Origin of the sequence: Arthrobacter sp. ISL-65, assembly GCF_018613795.1 — a bacterium.
Taxonomy (GTDB): Bacteria; Actinomycetota; Actinomycetes; order Actinomycetales; family Micrococcaceae; genus Arthrobacter.
On sequence record NZ_JAGGPN010000020.1, the window covers coordinates 82313 to 102570 of the forward strand.

Genomic DNA, 20258 nt, shown 5'->3' on the forward strand with positions numbered 1-20258 from the left:
CTTCCAAAAAAACATCACACAAAAGCCCCCGTCGAGCCTGACGGGGGCTTTTGTGTGAGTGAGGATTTCAGTCCTCGTCGGCGAGCGTTCCCAGGTACAGCTGGATGACTTTGGGGTCCTTCATCAGCTCGCGGCCCGTGCCGGTGTACGCATCCCTGCCCTGGTCCAGGACGTAGCCGCGGTCGCAGATCTGAAGGCAGCGGCGCGCGTTCTGCTCCACCATGATCACGGACACGCCTGCTCGGTTGATCTCGTGCACCCGAAGGAAGGTCTCATCCTGCTTGACGGGGGAGAGGCCTGCCGAGGGTTCGTCCAGCAGCAGCACTGCCGGCTCCATCATCAGGGCCCGTCCCATCGCCACCATCTGCCGCTCGCCGCCAGAGAGGGAGCCTGCACGCTGTGCGCGGCGCTTTCCCAGCTCCGGGAACAGGCTAGTGACGAAGTCGAAGCGCTCGGCGAAGTCCTTGGGCCGCTGGAACATGCCCATCTGCATGTTTTCCTCGATGGTGAGGGTGGCGAAGACGTTGTTGGTCTGCGGCACGAAACCGACGCCCTGGGTCACGAGCTTGTTGGCCTTCAGCCCCGTGAGGTCATGCCCCCTGACCATCACAGAACCCGAGTGAACCTTCACCAGGCCGAACATGGCCTTCAGCAGTGTTGACTTGCCGGCCCCGTTCGGGCCGATGATCCCGATCAGTTCGCCCTTACGTGCCTCGATGCTGCACCCGTTGAGGATGTTGACGCCGGGGAGGTAGCCGGCCACCAGATCGGTTACTTTGACGACGACGCCGTCCTCGACGGCGCTGCTTGCGGCCGCGGCCGCGCTCGTGGCACTCATTCCTTGTCCTTGTCTGTGCGTCCGGCAGTTGTCCGTCCGTCATCGGGACCCGGCCCGCTCAACTTCGGCAGGACGGCGTCCACGGCAATGATGCCCGCATTTTCCGTGCCGACGATGGATTCCTTGTCCGCCGCGAGTTCCCGCTCCAGAGCCTTGATCCCCTCGGTGGCGCCGAGGTCGACGTCGTGGTGCGCGCCAAGGTAGGCGTCGATGACGGCGGGGTCCTTCATGACCTCGCCCGGAGGTCCCTCAGCCACGATCTTTCCTTCCGCCATGACCACCACCCAGTCCGCGATGTGGCGGACCATGTGCATGTCGTGCTCCACGAAGAGGACGGTCATGCCCTCGGACTTGAGGTTCTTGACATGGTCCAGGAGTGATTGCGTCAGCGCCGGGTTGACCCCGGCCATAGGTTCATCCAGCATCACCAGCTTGGGGCGGACCATCAGGGAACGGGCCATTTCCAGGAGTTTGCGCTGGCCGCCGGACAGCGACGCCGCGTAGTCATCCTTCTTTGTGTCGAGCTTGAACTTCTCCAGCAGGACGTTTGCGTGCTCCGTGATTTCCTTCTCGCGGCCACCCCAGATGTTCTTGAACAGGGCCTTGGACAGCCGCTCGCCCGGCTGGTTCGCGGCGCCGAGGCGCATGTTTTCCATAACCGTCAGCTTGCCCATCACCTTGGTGAGCTGGAACGTGCGGACCATGCCCATCCGGGCCACCTTGTAAGAGGAAACACCGGCGATGCTGTGGCCCTCAAACTGCCACTTGCCGGAGTTCGGCGTGTCAAAGCCTGTGAGCAAGTTGAACAGGGTGGTCTTGCCGGCCCCGTTTGGGCCGATCAGCGCTGTGATCTTGTGCCGCGGGATTTCGAGGTATTCGACATCGACGGCGTTGATGCCGCCGAAGCTGCGGGTCACGTTTTCGGCGACGACGATCGGGTCCCGCTTCTTGCAGCCGGGGGTGTTGTCCCCGACGGCGATCGGCCGGGTGTCCGTCATGTAGTCGACGCCCTCTTCCATGGATTCTTCGCTGTGCTTGCTCATGCGAACGCGAGCTCCTTCTTATTGCCAAAGACGCCCTGCGGCCGGAAGATCATCAGCAGCATCAGGGCGACACCCACCAGGATGTAGCGCAGCTGGCCGGCCTGGACCGTGGTCAGCCAGGTCACCGCGCCGGATTCGATGAGACCGTACAGGACGCCCTGCGTAAGGGACAGGACCACCCAGAAGATCATGGCGCCGATCACCGGCCCCAGGACCGTGGCCATGCCGCCCAGCAGCAGGCAGGTCCACAGGAAGAACGTCAGCTCGGTGCCGTAGTTGGCAGGCTGCACGGCACCGCGGGGGAGCGTGAAGATCATTCCGGCCAGGGCGCCGAAGATGCCGCCGATCACCAGCGACTGCATCTTGTGGGCGTAGACGTTCTTTCCGAGCGAGCGCACCGCGTTCTCGTCCTCGCGGATGCCCTTCAGCACGCGTCCCCAGGGGCTCCGCATCAGGAGCCAGACAAGAACGCAGCCGACCGCCACGAGGCCCCAGCCAACGATCCGGATGAAGAAGTCCCTGTTATTCATGCCGAAGTAGGTGCCCTCAGGGAAGGGGTTCATCGTATAGAACCCGCCCTCGAAGGCGGCGAGCCCGTTGGCGGAACCGGTCACGGACGTGAGCTGGTTGGTGGTGACGACGTAGCGGACAATCTCCGCCGCCGCGATGGTGACGATGGCCAGATAGTCCGCCCGCAGGCGGAGGGTGGGAATGCCCAGCACCAGCGCAAAGAGTACGGAGCAGACGACGGCGATCAGGAGGCCCACAAAGAAGGGCACGCGGAAGCTGAGTGTGGAGATGGCGAAGCCGTAGGCCCCCACCGCCATGAAGCCGGCCTGGCCGAAATTCAGCAGGCCCGAGTAGCCGAAGTGCACGGCGAGGCCGAGCGCCGCGAGGGCGTAGGCCGCCGTCGTGGGGCTGAACAGTTCCGCCGCGGCGCTAAAAAGGATGAATCCGAAGTCCATGGCTGTCTCCTAACCCACGCGCTCGCGACGGCCCAGAATGCCCTGGGGCCTGAACAAGAGGACAACAATCATGATGAAGAGTGCTCCCACGTATTTGAGGTCGGCGGCCAGGCCGAAGACGGTGGTCAGTTCGACGAAGATGCCGACGATTACGGATCCGATGAGGGCGCCGAATACGGTACCGAGACCGCCAAGGGTCACACCGGCGAAGATGAGCAGTAGGATCTGCGAGCCCATGTCGAAGGTGACGCCCGGGCGGTAATAGGCCCAGAGGATGCCTCCGAGCGAGGCCAGTACACCGCCTGTAATCCAGACGATCCGGATCACGGAGTCGACGTCGATGCCGGAGGCGGCGGCCAGGGCCGGGTTGTCGGCCACCGCCCGGGTTGCCTTACCCAGCCTCGTCTTCAGCAGCACAACGCCGATGAGGGCAATCACGACGGCGCTGATAATCAGTGACCACAGGTTGTTGGGGGAGATGGAGACCGGGCCGATCTGGATTTCCGCACTCTGCGCGAACGGCAGCTGCTGGGTGGCTCCGCCAAAGAAGAACTGGATGATGTAGCGGACCGCCAGGGCCAGGCCGATGCTGACGATCATCATGGGCACCAGACCGGTGCCGCGGCGGCGCAGGGGACGCCACAGCCCCGCGTCCTGCACGTAGCCCAGGAGTCCGCCTCCGACGAGCGCCAGGATGACGGCCAGCCAGAATGGCAGGTTCATGGCACTGAATCCGAAGACCAGGACGGCGCCGAGGGTCACCATCTCGCCATGTGCGAAGTTGGTGAGCCCTGTGGTGCCGAAGATCAGGGACAGCCCCACCGAGGCGAGGGCCAGCAGAAGCCCGAAGCTGAGGCCGGCCACGAGCCTGTTGAGCAGGTTTTGGCCAAAGTCCTGCTGCTGCACCACGATGCCCTTGCCGAAGGCGAAGATAACCGAGAGGTTTGAGGTCTGGCCGAACGTGACATTGCGGGGATTGGCCTGGCCCTCGGCGAGCTTGATGCCTTCCGGGAGCGTCGATTCGTCCAGTTCGATTTCCCAGGCGCCCTGGTTGGGAACGCCTATCCGCCAGGAACCGTTGGCGCCCGAGGTTGCCTCACCGGTGAAGTCACCGCTCTTGGCGGTGATCTTGACGCCCTCGAGGGGGCGCCGTGCGTCGTCGCGGAGGAAGCCGCTGATGCTGTTCTGAAACTGCTGGTTCGACGGGGGTGGCGTCGGAGCTGGAGTGCCGGCCTGCGATGCCGGCGCTGCGGCCAGCAGAAGTGCCACGACGGCGGAGGCAATGGCCCCCCATACCTTCAGCAGCCCGGCCGGCCGCCGGATAGGCAGGCCTCTCGGTGTGCGTCTCAAATTGAAAACCTCCACGTGGGGGTGGTTGCGTCTGCTTCGTTGCAGCCGCTGCGAACGGAGGGTGGCGGATATCGGTGCTGGTGGAGCGGGTCTTGACTAACTGTGATATCCGTCACCCTGACCCGCTTATCGTACAGCGCAGGCAGTACAAACCGCGTGGGCGGAGCTGGCCATCAGATAGCGATCCGGTAACAACTCAAAAGCCCGCTGCCCGGGCGGAACTTTCCCTGCCGCTGGCGCGTAGGAATTGGTAGCGTGAGCTGTAGATTCATCACTCAACCCCATACATGGAGGACACCCGCAATGGCACTTGGCGGAAACCCGATCTTCAACGGAAAGAATTTCCGTGGAGCCACCCAGGCACCGCCTGTCCCGCAGGCGTACGGCCACAACAACTTCGGCCAGGGCCGCGGTCCCGGCCAGGTCATGGACGCCCAGTCCGGCTGGATGTCGCAGCAGCAGAACATGACCAACGACCAGCTGCAGCAGATGTACAACCGGCCTGCAGCTAGCCCCGCCGAAACCGGACGAATGACCTTCGACGACGTCATCGTCAAGACCGCCATCTGCCTTGCGGCAGTGGTGGCCGGTGCCGCCGTCACCCTGGTCGTGGGCCAGTCCCTCGCCAGCCTGCTCATGATCGTCGGCGCGCTGGGCGGCTTTGTGCTGGCTCTCGTCAACACGTTCAAGAAGCAGCCGTCGCCGGCCCTCATCCTGGCCTACGCGGCCCTCGAAGGACTGTTCCTCGGCGGCCTGACCCGCATCCTTGACGGTCTTTACCCGGGCGTCGGCCTGCAGGCGGTCATCGGCACGCTGTCCGTCTTCGCCGTGACGCTGCTGCTCTTCAAGAGCGGCAAGGTCCGCGCCACGCCCAAGGCGATGCGCTTCTTCATGATCGCCACCATCGGCTACGCGGTCTTCGCCCTGATCAACATGATCATGATGTGGACCGGTGCCGTGGATTCCCCCTTCGGCCTGCGCACGAGCTTCCAGATCTTCGGCATTCCGCTGGGCGTCTTCATCGGCCTGCTGGCGATCGGCCTCGCCGCGTTCTCGCTGATCATGGACTTCACCAGCATTGAGGCGGGCGTCCGGAGCGGAGCGCCGGAGCGCTTCTCCTGGACCGCCGCCTTCGGCCTTACCGTGACGCTCGTGTGGCTGTACGTGGAAATCATCCGCCTGCTGGCCATCCTCCGGGGCGACGACTAGCCGGCATCCCGCCGTCGTAATTCAATAGCACCAGCAACTTAACAGCACCAACAGAGAGTGGGCCCGCCAACCGGCGGGGCCCACTCTCGCGTTAAGGCTGGAGTTTTTTGTCCACTTATTGGGACTTGAGGGGCCATTTTTGGAGCCATTATCTGTACAAAAACTCCAACGGGGAGGCTAGGTGAGGCGCTCCAGCACCACGGCCATGCCCTGCCCGCCGCCGACGCACAAAGTTGCGAGGCCCAGCGTTCCGTCCGTCTCGCGCAGTCCGTTGAGCAGCGTGGTGGTCATCCGTGCGCCGGTCATGCCGAACGGATGGCCGAGCGCGATGGCGCCGCCGTGCACGTTGAGCTTCGCGGGGTCGATTTTCAGTTCGCGGGCGCTGGCCACCACCTGGACGGCGAAGGCCTCGTTGAGCTCCACCAGATCGATGTCGTCGATGTCCAGGCGGGCGCGGGCGAGCGCCTGCCGGGAGGCTTCCACCGGCCCCATCCCCATCAGCTCTGGGGACAGGGCGGTGGCGGCAGTGGAGACGATTTTTGCCAGCGGCTCGAGCCCCAGGTCCCGGGCGAGGTCGTAGCTCATGACGACCAGGGCGGCGGCGCCGTCATTGAGCGGGCACGCGTTGCCTGCGGTGACAGTGCCCTCCCGCCGGAAGACCGGCTGCAGGGCGCTGACGGCGCCGAGGGTCACGCCGGGCCGCGGCGAATCGTCCCGGTCCACCAGCGTGCCGTCCCGCCGCTCGTAGGCCGTGATTTCGCGGAAATAGAAGCCGGAGTGGATCGCGGCCTCGGCACGGTTCTGGCTCAGCACCGCCCATTCGTCCTGGTCCGCGCGGCTGATCCCGTAGGAGGTGGCCACGTTCTCGGCCGTCTGGCCCATGGCGATATAGATGTCCGGCATCCGGCCGCCCAGCCGGGGATCCGTCCAGGGCGTGTTCGACTCGGCGCGCGCGGCCGTCCGGTGGCGGGCCGGTTCGAACAGCGGGTTGTGGTTCCCTGCTCCGGTTTCGCCCGCCCCGGCCCAGTCCTGGTAGCGCGACACGGCTTCGACGCCGGCCGCCACGAACGCCTGGCCCTCGCCCGCCCGGATGGCATGGAAGGCCATCCGGAGCGTCTGCAGGCTGGAGGCGCAGAACCTGTTGACGGTGGCGGCGGGCACGTTGTCCAAACCGGCGAGAATGGTGACGACGCGGGCCATGTTGGAACCGGCCTCGCCGCTCGGTTCGGCGCAGCCGAGGTACAGGTCGTCCAGGCCCGGCCCGCTGTCCCCGGTAGGGTCGAATGCCGGCAGTTTGGCCAGCGCCGCCCTGACCATGGCCGCGGCCAGATCGTCCGGCCGCTCGTCCTTCAGCGAGCCCTTGAAGGCGCGGCCGATCGGGCTCCTGGCGGTTGAAACAATGACTGCTTCAGGCATGCGACCAGCCTACGCCCGTACGTCCGCATGAACAGCTACGCCAGCCGCATGGCCCCGGCCGCCGGAGTGACCGTGAAGATGTCCGGCGCGGTGTACCCCGCCTCGGCAAAGGACCGTACGACGGCGGTACGCACCTGCTGCTCCTCGCTCACCGGGGTCAGGGCGATGGCGGCGCCGCCGAAACCTCCGCCGGTCATCCGGGCGCCAATGGCGCCGTTTGCCCGGGAGGCCTCGACGGCGAGATCGAGTTCGGCGCACGAGATTTCGAAGTCGTCGCGCATGGATGCATGGCTGGCGTCGAGCTGGGCGCCGATAGCCGACGGGCCCTGCTGCCCCAGGAGTTCCACGGTCTGCAGCACGCGGTCGTTCTCGGTGACGACGTGCCGGACACGGCGGAAGGTGACCTCGTCCAGCAGCCCGCTGGCTTCCTCCAGGTCCCCCGGCGTGACATCGCGCAGAGCCTTGACGCCCAGCACCTCGGCGCCCAGTTCACAGGAGGCACGGCGGGAGGCGTAGCCGCCGTCGGCATGGGAATGGGAAACCTTGGTGTCGATGACCAGCAGGACGAGGCCGGCAGCCTCGGCCTCGAAGGGGACCAGCTGGACGCTCTGGTCGCGGCAGTCCAGGAACACAGCGTGGCCCTTCGAACCGCGCAGGGAGGCGGACTGATCCATGATGCCCGTGGGTGCACCGACGAAGTCGTTCTCCGCGCGCTGCGTGGCCAGCACCATGTCCTCCGGTCCCAGGCCTGCGCCGGTGAGGTCATTGAGTGCCGAAATCACCGCGCATTCAATGGCGTGTGAGGAGGACAGGCCGGCGCCGAGGGGTACGTCGGAGTCCAGCAGCAGGTCCAGGCCAGGGACGTCGATGCCGCGCTGCTGCAGGGACCAGATGACGCCCAGCGGGTACTTGGTCCAGCCCTTGGCCGCCGGGCCCGCCAGCGAAGAGGTGTCCGCCGTCGTGATTCCCTGGTCGCCGTAAGTCGAGAGCAGCCGGAGGGTGGAGTCGGGGCGGACCCCCACGGCCACGCGGGCGGTCCTGTCAATCGCGAACGGCAGCACGAAGCCCTCGTTGTAGTCAGTGTGTTCGCCGATCAGGTTGACCCTGCCGGGGGCCTGCCACACGCCGTCGGGTTGGCGGCCGAACGCCGAGTTGAACTGGGCAGCGAGGCCGGTGGTGGCGGGGGCGGTCATGCGTGGGCTCCTTCGATGAGGCCGGGGGCGGCCGGAGCGAGCGCCTCGGCCGGGGATGCCGGAACGGTGACCGAGCGGAGTAGTTCCGCCACCTGTTCGGGGGTGGTGTCGTTGATGAAGGCGCCCATGGCCGCCTCGGAGCCGGCCAGGAACTTGAGCTTGTCTGCCGCGCGGCGCGGGGAGGTCAGCTGCAGGTGCAGGTAGCCGGCGGGGCGCAGCAGGTCATCCACCGGGGCCTGGTGCCAGGCCGAAATGTAGGGCGTCGGGGTGGGGTAGAGGGCGTCGAGGCGCTTGAGCAGGTCCAGGTAGACGTGGGCCAGCTCGTCCTTCTCCTCGCCGGTCAGTCCGGCCAGGTCGGGGACCTGGCGGTGCGGAACGAGGTGGATTTCCAGCGGCCACCTGGCCGCGAACGGAACGTACGCGCTGAAGCTGTCGCTTTCCAGCACCATCCGGCTGCCGTCCTCCCGTTCGGAGCGCAGCAGCGAGCCGGTCAGCGTCTGCCGCCCGCCGGCGTCGTCATAAAACCTGCGCGCAGCGGCGCCCATGACGGAGGCGCGCGGCGTGACGTAGGGGTAGGCGTAGATCTGGCCGTGCGGGTGGTGCAGGGTGACGCCGATGTCCGCGCCCCGGTTCTCGAACGGAAAGACCTGCTTGATGCCTGGAAGGGCGCTGAGGGCTGCCGTCCGGTGCGCCCACGCCTCCACCACGGTGCGGGCGCGGGTTTCACTCAGGCCGCTGAAGGATCCCGTGTGTTCCGGGGTGAAGGTGACAACCTCGCACCGTCCGAAGGCGGGGCCCGTGGTGCCCCAGCCAGGGTTGGCGGGGACCGGGCCCAGGGCCGGGCCGAGGGAGGGAAAGCGGTTCTCGAACACCACGACGTCGTAGTCCGGGGCAGGGATCTCCGACGGGTTGGCGCCCGTGGTGGGGCAGATGGGGCACTGGTCAGCGGGCGGCAGGTGAGTGCGCGTCTGCCGGTGCGCGGCCACGGCCACCCATTCGCCGGTCAGTGCGTCGTACCGGACTTCGCCGGGCTCCCCGCGGGGCGGAAGGTCCCTTTGGTCTTGGCTCGCCTCGACGGAGCGCGGGCGGGGCGAACCGGCGTCGTCGAAATAGAGCAATTCGCGGCCGTCGGCGAGCTGGGTACTGGTGATGTGGGTCATGCGTCATTTCCTTTGTACGCGGTAGCCGACGGCGTCTGGCCGTCCGGGAGGCGGGGAGTGGAGGGGGCTGGTCTTAAGGGGTCTGGTGTTGCGGGAGCGGGGATCCCGGGGGCAGCAGTTATATGTGCCAGCCGCAGCTCGCCAACGGACTGCCGGAGCAGCTCCTCGGCGGCCGGGCCGGCGGAGCCTGTGCTGATCCGGTCGTCGGTGATGAGGATGCCGACAGCTGACAGCGGGGAGATCCCGGCGAGCCCCACGCTCCCGTACTTCGTGGCGTCTGCGAGCACTGCCACCTTGTCCGACGCCGCGATCATGGCGGCGTTGACCTCGGACTCGAGGAGGTTCGGTGAGGTGATGCCGGCCTTCGGGTCGAAGCCGTGCACGCCCATGAAGCACAGGTCGGCATGCAGGGTGTCCAGTGCGTGCACCGTTACCGGGCCCACAAGGGCCTCGGAGGGTGTCCGCTGGCCGCCCAGGACCACGGTGCGGATGCCGCCGTCGCCTGCCGACTCCAGGGCGCTAGCCACCATGAGGGAGTTGGTGGCCACCGTGAGCCCGAGGTCCCGGGGGAGCAGCCGCGCGAGCTCATGGGTGGTGGTGCCGCCGGAAACCAGCAGGGTCATGCCGGGGCGGAGCAGCGTGAGGGCCTCCGCGGCGATGGCCCGTTTCGCCTCCGTTTCCCGGGCCGACTTGGCGCCGAACCCCGGCTCGAGTGCACTGAACGCCGCAGCGCGTGTGGCGCCGCCATGAACCCGCAGCAGTTGGCCTTCGGCGTCGAGCGCGTCGATGTCGCGCCGGACGGTCATTTCGGACACGCGGAGCAGGTCCGCCAGTGCCGCCACGCGGACGGTGCCTTCGGCGTCGAGTTCCTGGAGGATGCGGTGCTGGCGCTGCGTTGCGAGCATGTTGATCCTCCTTTCCCTGCGAGCTCAGCTGGCTGTGCGCCCGGTCACTGTTTATGGCTCTTCCCATTGTGGCACAAAGCGATCAAAAACAAATACTTTCTAACAAAAGATAACAGGAGCTGCTCCTTCGAGGTGGTGCATGCGTTGTGGGGCGGGCGTTGTACGGTAGGTCCATGACTCCCGGCGCGACTTCCGAAACCAGCGATTCCCCGACGGCCAGCGATGCCCCGACGACCCAGCAGCGCTACGCCACGGGCAGGCAGTACGAGCTCAGGCGCGGCGATGCGCTCGCCGTGGTCACCGAGCTGGCTGCCGGGCTGCGGTGGTACAGCCGCGGAGATGTCCAGCTGACGGAGTCCTACGGGGACTCCGTCATTCCGCCCGGCGCCACGGGCATCACCCTGGCGCCGTGGGCCAACCGGATAGAGGACGGCGTCTGGCACCTGAACGGCAAGAAGCAGCAGCTGGATATCACCGAGGTTTCCAAAAACAACGCCAGCCACGGGCTCCTGCGCAACGCGTCGTACTCGCTGGTCGCCGAATCCGAGTTTGCCGTGACCCTCGAGGCGACCGTCTTCCCCCAGCACGGCTACCCCTTCCTGCTGCGGCACCGCGTAGAGTACGCCCTGGCCGAGGACCTGGGCCTGGAGGTGCGGCAAACGCTGGTCAACGATTCCGAGGCCGAGGCGCCGTTCGTGCTGGGCGCGCACCCGTACCTCCGGATCGGCGATGTCCCCTCCGAGGACCTCACGCTGACGGTGGACGCCGCAACGCGGCTGGTGGCGGATGAGCGGCTCATCCCGCGCAGCTCCGAACCCGTGTCCGCGGACAGCGACCTGCGGCAGGGAAGGACGGTGGGGGACCTGGATCTCGACGCCGCCCTGACGGATCTGGCGTTCGACGGCGGGATCGCCCGCCACACGCTGACCGCGCCGGACGGCCGCAGCGTCAGCCTGTGGCAGGACGAAACCTGCGCGTTCGTCCACGTGTTTGTCAGCCGCATCTACCCGGGCCGGTCCGCGGCCGTGGCAGTGGAACCGATGACGGGTCCGGCCAATGCCTTCAACTCCGGGGACAGCCTCCGCTGGCTGACGCCGGGGGACTCGTTCACCATCACCTGGGGTATCCGCGCTGACCTCGCTGGTGCCTAAGCCGAGGAGTGCCCGCCCTGGGCAGTGACTGACCCGCGCGGTGACCGACCTGCGCGGTGACCGACCTGGGCAGTGCACAGTCGGGCCGTGGCGCGTTTCCCATAGCCGGGCGGCTAGGGAAGTATTGGGCTATGACGCCAGCAAAGGACGCCACACCAGAGGACGCAGCCAACACGACAGGCAGTGGCAGTGCCACGGGCGGGGCGAGCACACCAGGCGCTGCCCGGCCCTTCGGACGCCTGGAGCCGCGGCGCATCAGGACCGACCGTGACCTTGAGCAGGACATTCCTTACGGCGTGCGCATTGCGGCGGCATGGGCCTGGCGGCTGGGGCTGATTCTGCTGATCACGGGTGCCCTGGTCTGGCTGCTGGCCAAGGTCAGCTTCCTCATCATTCCCGTCATGGTGGCGGCACTGCTTGCCGGCCTGTTGAGCCCCGTGGTGCGGAGGCTGCGGGAGTCGCGTGTCCCCAACGGGGGCGCCGTCGCCATCACGGTCCTGGGCTTCATCGGGCTCATCGCCGGTTCCCTTGCCCTGGTGGGCCGGCAGCTGGCCCTCGGTTTCCAGGAGCTGTGGAACCAGGCGCTGACCGGAATCCAGCAGATTCAGGACTGGCTGTCCCAGGGGCCGCTGCACCTGAGTGCGGCGCAGATCGACCAGTACATCAAGGAGGCCACGGCGGCGCTGCAGAACAACAGCAGCAGCATCCTCAGCGGAGCGCTCTCCTTCGGTAGCACGGCCGGGCACTTCGCTGCCGGTATGGTCCTGGCACTGTTCATCCTGATCTTCTTCCTCCTCGAAGGCAGCCGCATTTGGGCGTTCCTGGTCCGGCTCCTGCCCCGTCGGGCCCGCGTCGCCACTGACGGCGCCGGGCGGCGCGGCTGGGCGTCCATGGTCAGCTATGCGCGGATCCAGATGTTCGTGGCCTTCGTGGACGCCGTCGGCATCGGCGCGGGCGCGGCGATCATCGGGGTACCGCTGGCACTGCCCCTGGCCGTGTTGGTCTTCATCGGCTCCTTCATCCCCATCGTCGGTGCGCTCGTGACGGGTGCCATCGCGGTGCTGCTGGCCCTCGTGGCCAACGGCCCGGTCAACGCACTGATCATGCTGGGCATCGTGCTGCTGGTGCAGCAGCTGGAAAGCCACATCCTGCAGCCACTGGTCATGGGCAAGGCCGTCGCCCTGCACCCGGTGGCCGTGATTCTGTCCGTTGCCGCCGGTTCCTACCTCGCCGGCATCCCCGGGGCGCTGTTCTCGGTCCCCATCCTGGCCGTAGCAAATTCGGCGATTCGGTATATTGCTGGCAGAACGTGGGAACATGAACTTGTGCCGGCTGCCGCGGGTACCGCAGGCCCGACCCCAGCCGACGAGGACAACACCTTCAAGGATGTCCCGCTGCCGGGCTCGCAGTCCGGCCACGGCAACGCTGCCGGCACTGCACACGGCACCCCGGGCGGCAAGGCCGCTCCCGGTGCCGACGTCGAATCACCCAAAGGAGAATAGTTCGTGAACACCCCCGAAAGCCTTCCCGTCACGCTGGACGATGTCCTTGAGGCGCAGAAGCTGCTGGACGGGATTATTGCGCGGACCCCGGTGGAGTCTTCCCGGGCCCTGGGCGCCATGGTGGGCGGCGAGGTTTACTTCAAGTGCGAGAACCTGCAGCGCGCCGGCTCCTTCAAGGTGCGCGGCGCCTACGTGCGGATGGCGCGCCTCTCCGAATCGGACAAGAAGCGCGGCGTGGTGGCGGCTTCCGCCGGCAACCACGCGCAGGGCGTGGCCGTCGCCGCGAAGAGCCTGGGCATTAAAGCCCGCATCTACATGCCGCTCGGTGTTGCACTGCCCAAACTCGCCGCGACGCGCAGCCACGGCGCCGAGGTGGTCCTGCACGGACACAACGTCGATGAGGCCCTGGCAGAGGCCCAGCGTTATGCCGACGATACCGGCGCAGTTTTCGTCCACCCCTTCGACAACGTGGACGTCGTGGCCGGCCAGGGCACCCTGGGGCTGGAGATCCTCGAGCAGGTACCCAACGTCGACACCATCCTGATGGGCGTCGGCGGCGGTGGCCTGCTGGCCGGCGTCGCGGTGGCCGTCAAGGCCCGCGCCAAGGAACTCGGCCGTGACATCCGCATCATCGGCGTCCAGGCAGAAAACGCGGCCGCGTACCCGCCGTCGCTGGCAGCGGACGCCCTGGTGCCGCTCAAGAAGGTTTCCACCATGGCCGACGGCATCGCCGTGGGCCGGCCCGGGCAGCTGCCGTTCAGCATCATCCGCGAACTGGTGGATGATGTGGTCACCGTCAGCGAAGACTCCCTGGCCCGGGCCCTGATCTTCCTGCTGGAACGCGCCAAGATGGTCGTCGAGCCCGCCGGTGCGGTGGGGGTGGCGGCCCTCATGGACGGCAAGATCGAGAACCCCGGAACAACCGCCGTCGTCCTGTCCGGCGGCAACATCGACCCCATGCTGATGCTCAAGGTGATCCAGCGCGGGCTCTCCGCCGCCGGCCGGTACATGACCGTGCGGATGATGCTTGATGACCGCCCGGGCTCGCTGGCCACCATTGCCCGCATCATCGCCGAGAACGACGCCAACGTGACCGGCCTCGACCACACCCGCGTGGGCGGCTCCATCAGCATGGGCGACGTCTCCATCACCGTGAACCTCGAGACCAAGGGCCACGAGCACGGCGAACAGGTCCTCGGCGCCCTGCGCGCCGAGGGCTTCCAGCCAATCGTGGTGCACTAGGAGCCACCATGCTGGACAGCCCGGGAGAGGCACCCGCCACCAGGGAAACGGCTGCCGCCCGTGCCAAGGGCGGGCTGCTGGTGGTGGGATCGTTCGTGGCGCTCCTGTTCGCCGTCGAGCTGCTCAACACGGTGCTGCTGCACTCGCTGAACGTGTCTTCGGGCTCAGGCCCAGAAGCGCCGACGGGATCCTGGACGTGTTCACCTTCCCGCTGCTGCACGCCAACCTCAATCACGTGCTGTCCAATGCGCTGCCGTTGATCGTCTTCGGGTTCCTGGTGTTTCTGTCCGGGATCCGGGTCTTCCTCACGGCCGTTGCCTGCAGCTGGCTGGGCTCCGGGCTGGCCGTTTGGCTAATTGGCGCCGGCGGGGTCACCGTGGGCTCGTCCGGCCTGGTCTTTGGCCTGTTCGCGTTTCTCCTGGTGCGCGGATTCTTCAACCGCAGCTGGTGGCAGATCCTTCTCTCGGTGGTGCTGTTCCTGGCCTACGGCAGCATCCTCTTCGGGATCATTCCGAACATGGCAGGATACGTGTCCTGGCAGGCCCACGTCGGCGGCGCCGCAGGCGGCGTCCTGGCCGCCGTCGTGCTGCGGGCGCGGGCATCCCGGCGCTGAATGCCTTTAGCGCGTCTTAAAGCACGACGCCGGCCGTCCCCGAAAGCGGGGAGGCCGGCGTCGTGCGTTTGCTGCGACCGCGGACGGATGCGGTGTCAGCCCGAGTAGGGCTTGGCGGAAATGATCTCCACCGGGATGTCCTTGCCGTTGGGGGCGGTGTAGCTGAGCTTGTCGCCCTCCTTGTGACCCATGATCGCGGCGCCGAGCGGGGACTTATCACTGAAGACGTCCAGGTCGGAGTCGCCGGCGATTTCGCGGGAGCCGAGCAGGAAGGTCTCCTCGTCACCGGCGATGCGGGCGACGACGATCATGCCGGGCTCAACGATTCCGTCGTCGGCCGGTGACTCGCCGACGTGGGCGTCGCGGAGCAGGACGGTCAGCTGGCGGATGCGGGCCTCGATCTTGCCCTGCTCTTCCTTCGCAGCGTGGTATCCGCCGTTCTCCTTGAGGTCACCCTCCTGGCGCGCGGCGTCGATCTTTTGGACGATTTCCGCACGGCCGGGGCCGGAAAGGTGGTCCAGCTCTGCCTTCAGGCGGTCAAAAGCTTCCTGGGTAAGCCAAGCTGCAGGCGCGCTGTTAGTGGTAGACACGGACTTCTCCTCTAGTGGGTGTACAAGCGGTCATACAAACAAACACCCCGCCACGGTGGCCACCTGTGGAACTCAGTAACCATCTCAGCGGGGTAAAGGTATTGATCCATTGTAGTCAATCCCGTGGAGTAAACCCAACAGCAAAGCGGCGTGGGTCACAACCTTCTTCTGCTGCCCGTTTTCCTGCGGGCTCCAGGCGGGCCCTAGGAGGCCGAGGGCTTCGGGATCCAGCAGCTGTCCACGACGCCCGAGACGGCCTGCGATTCGGTGCGCAGGACAACCCGCTGGGCGAGGGTGCGCCCGCCGTCGGCAGTCTGCCCCTGCGCGTCCTGCTCAATGGGCGGAATGTCGACCACTTTCCAGCCGACCACGGCGAACTTGGAATCGAGCGCCTTGATGGCGCACTTGACTGCCGTGCCGGGTTCCCTCGTCACTTGGAAGTCCACCTCGGCCTGGGTGGCATCCGTGGTCCGGTAGCCGATGTCCTTGAACGTCACCGACGCGGTGGCATTGGACGTGGACACCCAGGCCAGAAAGCCCATCCCGATTGCCACCGCCGCAATACCCGCCCAGCGCTTGGCCGTTCCGGACATCCTGCGCTTGGGACGGCCATAGCGATTGGCTAGGCTAATGTCTGCAGGCTGGGCAGTGCCCGACTTGTCCTCGGTAGTCACCCTTCCAGTTTAGTGGCGATTCCCCCGGGGAAATATCCGGCGTCAGCATTGCAGTGAGTCCCAGGAGAAAGAGGAGCAGTCCCAGATGACAGCGTCCACCAACCAGTCGTCAGAGCTTCGCCTGCTGGCCGTCCACGCCCACCCGGATGACGAATCCAGCAAAGGCGCAGCCACCATGGCAATGTACGCCGCGGCCGGTGTGGACGTTATGGTCGCCACCTGCACGGACGGCTCACGCGGTGGCATCCAGAACCCGGCCATGGAGGGCGAGCCCCATCCGAAGCGCGACATGGCCGGAGCCCGCCGCCTCGAAATGAACGAGGCCGCCCGGATCCTGGGTATCCGGCAGCGCTGGCTGGGCTTCGTGGACTCGGGCCTGCCCGAAGGCGATCCGCTCCCGCCCCTGCCGGCCGGTTGCTTCGCGCTGCAGTCCTTGGAACGGGCCGCGGGCCCCCTCGTCAGGCTGGTCCGGGACTTCAAGCCGCACGTCATCGTCAGCTATGACGAAAATGGCGGCTACCCGCATCCGGACCACATCATGGCGCACCGGGTTGCGGTGGAGGCCTTTGAGGCCGCAGGGGACCCCGACAGGTATCCCGGCACCGGTGATGCGTGGGAGCCGAGCAAGCTCTACTACGACCGCGCCTTCAGCCCGGAACGCTTCCGTGCCCTGCACTTTGCCCTGGAGGAGGCCGGGCTCCAGTCGCCCTACGCCCAGCGCCTTGCCGCCTGGCTCGAGGCCGACGCTGAAGGGCACACGCCGCCGCCGCCCGCCCATGACACAACCACCCAGGTGGACTGCGGCGATTTCTTTGCAGCCCGCGACGACGCCCTCCGGGCCCACCGGACCCAGGTGGACCCGCTGGGCTTCTTCTTCGCCGTGTCAGCGGAGATGCAGGCGCGCGCCTGGCCCTGGGAGGACTACACGCTGATCCAGTCGAAGGTAGCCTCGGAGCTGCCGGAAAAGGACCTCTTCGCGGGGCTAAGATAGAGACAAGAGACATTTTCTATCCCGCGTAGAAGACAGCGTGGCGGCCGAAGCGGCCGCGGCTGCGCGCGTACCAACGGGCCAGGCGTTAGCCCACGCGGCGGACGGCGGCCCCAGCCTTGAGAAGGTTTGAACAGTGCACCATTTGCTCATCGCCCTGGCATCGTCCCCGGCACCATCGCCGTCGCTGCGCCCCGGCCTGTCCCAGGACCAGGTCACGCCCGGCCTGCTGGGATTCCTGCTGACCGCCTTCATTGTGGTGCTCACCGCGCTGCTGATCGTGGATATGGTGCGCCGCATCCGCCGGGTGCGGTACCGCGCCCAGGTGGAGGAGGAACGGATGGCTGCCGCCGAGGCCGCGGACATCTCCCGCGACGATGCCGCCAACGGCAATGCAGGCCGCGCCGACACCTGAGCCCGGATCAGGGCAGCCCGGGTCACGGGAGTCCAGGCCGGGGGAGCGCAATGCCCTTGGCACGGAACCCTCTGCCTACCTGCGCCAGCACGCCGGCAACCCGGTGCACTGGCAGCCCTTCGGGGACGCCGCCTTTGCGAGTGCCGCGTCCCGTGACGTCCCCGTGTTCCTTTCCATCGGCTACGCCGCCTGCCACTGGTGCCACGTCATGGCCCGGGAATCCTTCGAGGACCAGGCCACCGCTGACTACCTGAACGGCCATTTCGTGGCGGTCAAGGTGGACCGCGAGGAGCGTCCGGACGTCGACGCCGTCTACATGGCCGCCACGCAGGCCATCAGCGGCGAGGGCGGCTGGCCCATGTCCGTGTTCCTGACCCCGGAGGGCCGGGCCTTCCATGCCGGCACCTACTTCCCGCCGCGGCCCATGCCCGGGCGGCCCTCCTTCCGCCAGCTCCTCGAGGCCGTGCATGAGGCGTGGACGGAGCGCCGCGGCGCCGTGGAGGAGAACGCCCGCTCCCTCGCGCAGAACATGGGCCAGGTGCAGCTGGCTGCGGCCGTGGACGTCTCCCGCCCGCCGGAACTGCTCGACGCCGGACTGCTGGCCGCCGCCGTGCGCTCCCTGGCCGGGTCCGAAGACCCCGACGACGGCGGGTTCGGCACCGCCCCCAAGTTCCCGCCGTCGGCCGTTCTGGAGTTCCTGGTCCGGCACGCGGCGGTGCCCTCGGACACCGCCGAAGAGGCCAGGGAGATGGCCGGGCGCACCCTCGCGGCCATGGCCCGCTCGGCGCTCTTCGACCAGCTCGACGGCGGCTTCGCGCGTTATTCGGTGGCACGTGACTGGTCCGTTCCGCACTTCGAGAAGATGCTGTACGACAACGCCCAGCTGCTGCGCGTCTACGTGCACTGGGTCAGGCTCGGCGGAACGGCCGGGTTCCCGGCCGCCGAGGCCGCCGACGTTGCGGCGCGCACCGCCGACTGGATGCTCTCCGCGCTGGGGCTGCCGGAAGGAGGCCTGGCATCCTCGCTGGATGCCGACACCGTGGTGCACGGGGAGCACCACGAAGGGGCCAGCTACCTCTGGACCCCCGATGAGCTGGAGCGGGAGCTTGGCGCGGAGGACGCCGCGGCCGTCGCCTGGATGATGAACGTCGGTAGCCGGGGCACCGTCTCGGAGCTCGGCTCGCCGCTGCACCCGGGCCGGGCGCTGGACGGTGACGAGGCACGGCTCTGGCTGGACGTGATGCCCAGGCTCCGGGAAGCCCGGGCGCGCCGGCCGCAGCCTGCGCGGGACGAAAAGGTGGTGGCGGGCTGGAACGGGCTCGCCGTGGCTGCGCTCGCGGAAGCCGGGGCAGTCCTGGACCGGCCGGACCTCGTGACGGCAGCCGGCCGGATCGCCGGATATCTGGAACGGGTCCACTGGCGGCCGGCGCCGGAGGAGTCGGCCGCAGGGGTGCGGGCAACAGGGAAGCTGGTCCGGGTTTCACATGGCGGCGCGGCCCGGGGGATCGGCGGCCTGCTGGAGGACTATGCGTTCTGCGCGGACGGCTCCCTGGCTTTGTATTCGGCCACGGGCTCGCCGCGCTGGTACACGCTGGCCGAGGCGGTGATCCAGGCGGCGTGCACCCGGTTCGTGGACGGCGGGCGGCTCGCCGACTCGGCTGGGGAATCGGCGCAGGTGGTCAGCGCCCAGGGTGGGAAGCCCGGGCTGGACTTCTTTGACAACGCCACGCCCAGCGGGGTTGCGGCCTTTGCCGGGGCCGTGCTTGGCTATGCTGCCCTGTCCGGTTCCGCGGAACACCGGACCATGGCCGGGAGCATCCTCGTCCTGGTGCCCCCGCTCGCAACGCGGGCACCGCGGGTGGCGGGCTGGCTGCTGGCCACAGCGCAGGCCGCGCTGGCCGGACCGCTGGAGGCCGCCGTCGTCGGACCTGCCGGTCCCGAACGGGATGCCCTCCACCGCGCGCTGCTGCTGTCCCCGAGTCCGGGGCTGGTGGTGGCGGTAGGGGAGGCTGAGGCGGACGACGGCGGGAAGCCGGCCGACGTGCCGCTGCTGCGGCAGAGGCCGGCCGGGCCCGGCGGTGCGCCGCTCGTCTACGTCTGCCGCGGCATGGTCTGCGACCGGCCCGTGGCGACCGTCGAGGCGGCGCTGAAACGCGTCAGCTCAGCACTGCAATGAGGATGGCCGCGAAGTGCGCGGCAAAGGCCAGCACCGTGAACGCGTGGAACAGCTCGTGGAAGCCGAAGTGCCGGTAGCTGAAATTGGGCTTCTTGAGGGCGTAGAACACTGCCCCGGCAATGTACAGGGCCCCGCCGACGCAGATCAGCAGCGCCGCCGGAACGCTCGCCGCGAAAAAGGCGGGCAGGTAGAAGAGGGATCCACAGCCGAGGCCGATGTAGATGGGCACGTACAGCCAGCGGGGGGCGTCGGTCCAGAACAGCCGGAACAGCACGCCCAGGATTGCGGCGGACCAGATCAGCCAGAGCAGGAACTCCGCCGTCGTCCTGTCCAGGAGGCTCCACGCGAGCGGCGTGTAGCTGCCGGCGATCACCAGCATGATGTTGGTATGGTCCAGCCGTTTGAGGACGCGTTTGACGCCGGGGGACCAGTTGCCGCGGTGGTACACAGCGCTGATGCCGAACAGAAGGACACCGGTGAGGGCGTAGATGGCGGACGTGATCTTGCGGTCTGCGGTTGGCGCCACCGCAACCAGGACGATACCGGCAGCCAGGGCGAACGGCGCGGTGATCGTGTGGATCCATCCCCGCCACTTGGGCTTGATCGTCAGCAGGTCCGCGATGCGTGCCGCGGCGTCGTCCACGGGGGTGGGTTCTGCCTTCGACGGCTCCGGTCCGCCGTTCTGGGCGTTGCTTTTCATGTCATCCAGAATAACCTACGGCTCAGTAAGTTACTTTCCGGTAACATCTTGATTGCCGGGTCGTTGCGGCTCGTTCGGTGGGGATTCAGGCAGCCACCTGCACGCGGCCGCAGCCTTCGAGCGGTAGC

General features: G+C 67.4%; 18 protein-coding genes and 1 pseudogene. 8 read left to right on the forward strand and 11 right to left on the reverse strand.

Annotation, left to right across the window (positions count from 1 at the left end; all coding sequences use genetic code 11):
- Positions 1 to 67 precede the first annotated feature (67 nt).
- From J7I85_RS08735 to J7I85_RS08750, 4 genes are read right to left on the reverse strand one after another with little or no spacing between them, the layout of a single operon-like run.
- A complete protein-coding gene (locus tag J7I85_RS08735) occupies positions 68 to 838 on the reverse strand; it encodes an ABC transporter ATP-binding protein (RefSeq protein WP_214849995.1) in 771 nt (256 codons plus the stop codon).
- Positions 835 to 1881: an ABC transporter ATP-binding protein gene (locus J7I85_RS08740; RefSeq protein WP_214849998.1), complete on the reverse strand. Its 1047-nt coding sequence runs from the start codon at positions 1879 to 1881 to the stop codon at positions 835 to 837. Before J7I85_RS08740 ends, J7I85_RS08735 begins: the two co-directional genes overlap by 4 nt.
- Positions 1878 to 2846, reverse strand: a complete 969-nt coding sequence (locus J7I85_RS08745; RefSeq protein ID WP_214850001.1) for a branched-chain amino acid ABC transporter permease — start codon at positions 2844 to 2846, stop codon at positions 1878 to 1880. The genes J7I85_RS08740 and J7I85_RS08745 overlap by 4 nt, the downstream gene beginning before the upstream one ends.
- Positions 2847 to 2855: 9 nt before the next feature.
- On the reverse strand, positions 2856 to 4151 hold the full coding sequence (locus J7I85_RS08750; RefSeq protein ID WP_214851201.1) for a branched-chain amino acid ABC transporter permease: 1296 nt from the start codon (positions 4149 to 4151) through the stop codon (positions 2856 to 2858).
- Positions 4152 to 4499: 348 nt separating this feature from the next.
- Here J7I85_RS08750 and J7I85_RS08755 point away from each other — a divergent pair, with 348 nt between their 5' ends.
- The gene (locus J7I85_RS08755) at positions 4500 to 5405 is read left to right on the forward strand and encodes a Bax inhibitor-1/YccA family protein (protein WP_214850003.1); all 906 of its coding nucleotides are present in this window, start codon (positions 4500 to 4502) and stop codon (positions 5403 to 5405) included.
- Between the two features lie 177 nt (positions 5406 to 5582).
- On the opposite strand, the gene J7I85_RS08760 is transcribed toward J7I85_RS08755, so the two are convergent.
- The 4 genes from J7I85_RS08760 to J7I85_RS08775 are packed head-to-tail and all read right to left on the reverse strand — an operon-like array spanning position 5583 to position 10079.
- Positions 5583 to 6821: an acetyl-CoA C-acetyltransferase gene (locus J7I85_RS08760; protein WP_214850006.1), complete on the reverse strand. Its 1239-nt coding sequence runs from the start codon at positions 6819 to 6821 to the stop codon at positions 5583 to 5585.
- 35 nt (positions 6822 to 6856) lie between these two features.
- Positions 6857 to 8014 (reverse strand): galactokinase, encoded by a 1158-nt coding sequence (gene galK / locus J7I85_RS08765; RefSeq protein WP_214850008.1) that lies wholly within the window; start codon positions 8012 to 8014, stop codon positions 6857 to 6859.
- A complete protein-coding gene (gene galT, locus J7I85_RS08770; protein ID WP_214850011.1) occupies positions 8011 to 9174 on the reverse strand; it encodes a galactose-1-phosphate uridylyltransferase in 1164 nt (387 codons plus the stop codon). Before galT ends, galK begins: the two co-directional genes overlap by 4 nt.
- On the reverse strand, positions 9171 to 10079 hold the full coding sequence (locus J7I85_RS08775; RefSeq protein ID WP_214850014.1) for a DeoR/GlpR family DNA-binding transcription regulator: 909 nt from the start codon (positions 10077 to 10079) through the stop codon (positions 9171 to 9173). The genes galT and J7I85_RS08775 overlap by 4 nt, the downstream gene beginning before the upstream one ends.
- Before the next feature lie 173 nt (positions 10080 to 10252).
- Here J7I85_RS08775 and J7I85_RS08780 point away from each other — a divergent pair, with 173 nt between their 5' ends.
- The 4 genes and pseudogenes from J7I85_RS08780 (at position 10253) to J7I85_RS08795 (ending at position 14587) form a co-directional block, all read left to right on the forward strand.
- A complete protein-coding gene (locus J7I85_RS08780) occupies positions 10253 to 11230 on the forward strand; it encodes an aldose 1-epimerase family protein (RefSeq protein ID WP_214850017.1) in 978 nt (325 codons plus the stop codon).
- A gap of 131 nt (positions 11231 to 11361) precedes the next feature.
- Positions 11362 to 12732, forward strand: a complete 1371-nt coding sequence (locus J7I85_RS08785; RefSeq protein WP_251024099.1) for an AI-2E family transporter — start codon at positions 11362 to 11364, stop codon at positions 12730 to 12732.
- A gap of 3 nt (positions 12733 to 12735) precedes the next feature.
- The gene (ilvA, locus tag J7I85_RS08790) at positions 12736 to 13974 is read left to right on the forward strand and encodes a threonine ammonia-lyase (RefSeq protein ID WP_214850020.1); all 1239 of its coding nucleotides are present in this window, start codon (positions 12736 to 12738) and stop codon (positions 13972 to 13974) included.
- Positions 13975 to 13982: 8 nt separating this feature from the next.
- A pseudogene (locus J7I85_RS08795) lies at positions 13983 to 14587 on the forward strand (rhomboid family intramembrane serine protease).
- A gap of 95 nt (positions 14588 to 14682) precedes the next feature.
- Here J7I85_RS08795 and greA read toward each other — a convergent pair.
- On the reverse strand, positions 14683 to 15177 hold the full coding sequence (gene greA / locus J7I85_RS08800) for a transcription elongation factor GreA (protein ID WP_214850024.1): 495 nt from the start codon (positions 15175 to 15177) through the stop codon (positions 14683 to 14685).
- Between the two features lie 203 nt (positions 15178 to 15380).
- A complete protein-coding gene (locus J7I85_RS08805; protein WP_214850028.1) occupies positions 15381 to 15851 on the reverse strand; it encodes a DUF4307 domain-containing protein in 471 nt (156 codons plus the stop codon).
- Between the two features lie 85 nt (positions 15852 to 15936).
- Between J7I85_RS08805 and mca the strand changes: the two genes are divergently transcribed.
- The 3 genes from mca (at position 15937) to J7I85_RS08820 (ending at position 19430) form a co-directional block, all read left to right on the forward strand.
- Complete coding sequence (gene mca, locus J7I85_RS08810) at positions 15937 to 16842, forward strand: mycothiol conjugate amidase Mca (RefSeq protein ID WP_214850041.1); 906 nt, start codon at positions 15937 to 15939, stop codon at positions 16840 to 16842.
- Between the two features lie 133 nt (positions 16843 to 16975).
- Positions 16976 to 17254 (forward strand): hypothetical protein, encoded by a 279-nt coding sequence (locus tag J7I85_RS08815; RefSeq protein WP_214850043.1) that lies wholly within the window; start codon positions 16976 to 16978, stop codon positions 17252 to 17254.
- Positions 17232 to 19430 (forward strand): thioredoxin domain-containing protein, encoded by a 2199-nt coding sequence (locus J7I85_RS08820; RefSeq protein WP_214850046.1) that lies wholly within the window; start codon positions 17232 to 17234, stop codon positions 19428 to 19430. The genes J7I85_RS08815 and J7I85_RS08820 overlap by 23 nt, the downstream gene beginning before the upstream one ends.
- Here the strand turns inward: J7I85_RS08820 and J7I85_RS08825 are convergent.
- Positions 19411 to 20052, reverse strand: a complete 642-nt coding sequence (locus J7I85_RS08825) for a hemolysin III family protein (RefSeq protein WP_214851210.1) — start codon at positions 20050 to 20052, stop codon at positions 19411 to 19413. The genes J7I85_RS08820 and J7I85_RS08825 overlap by 20 nt on opposite strands.
- Between the last annotated feature and the right edge of the window lie 206 nt (positions 20053 to 20258).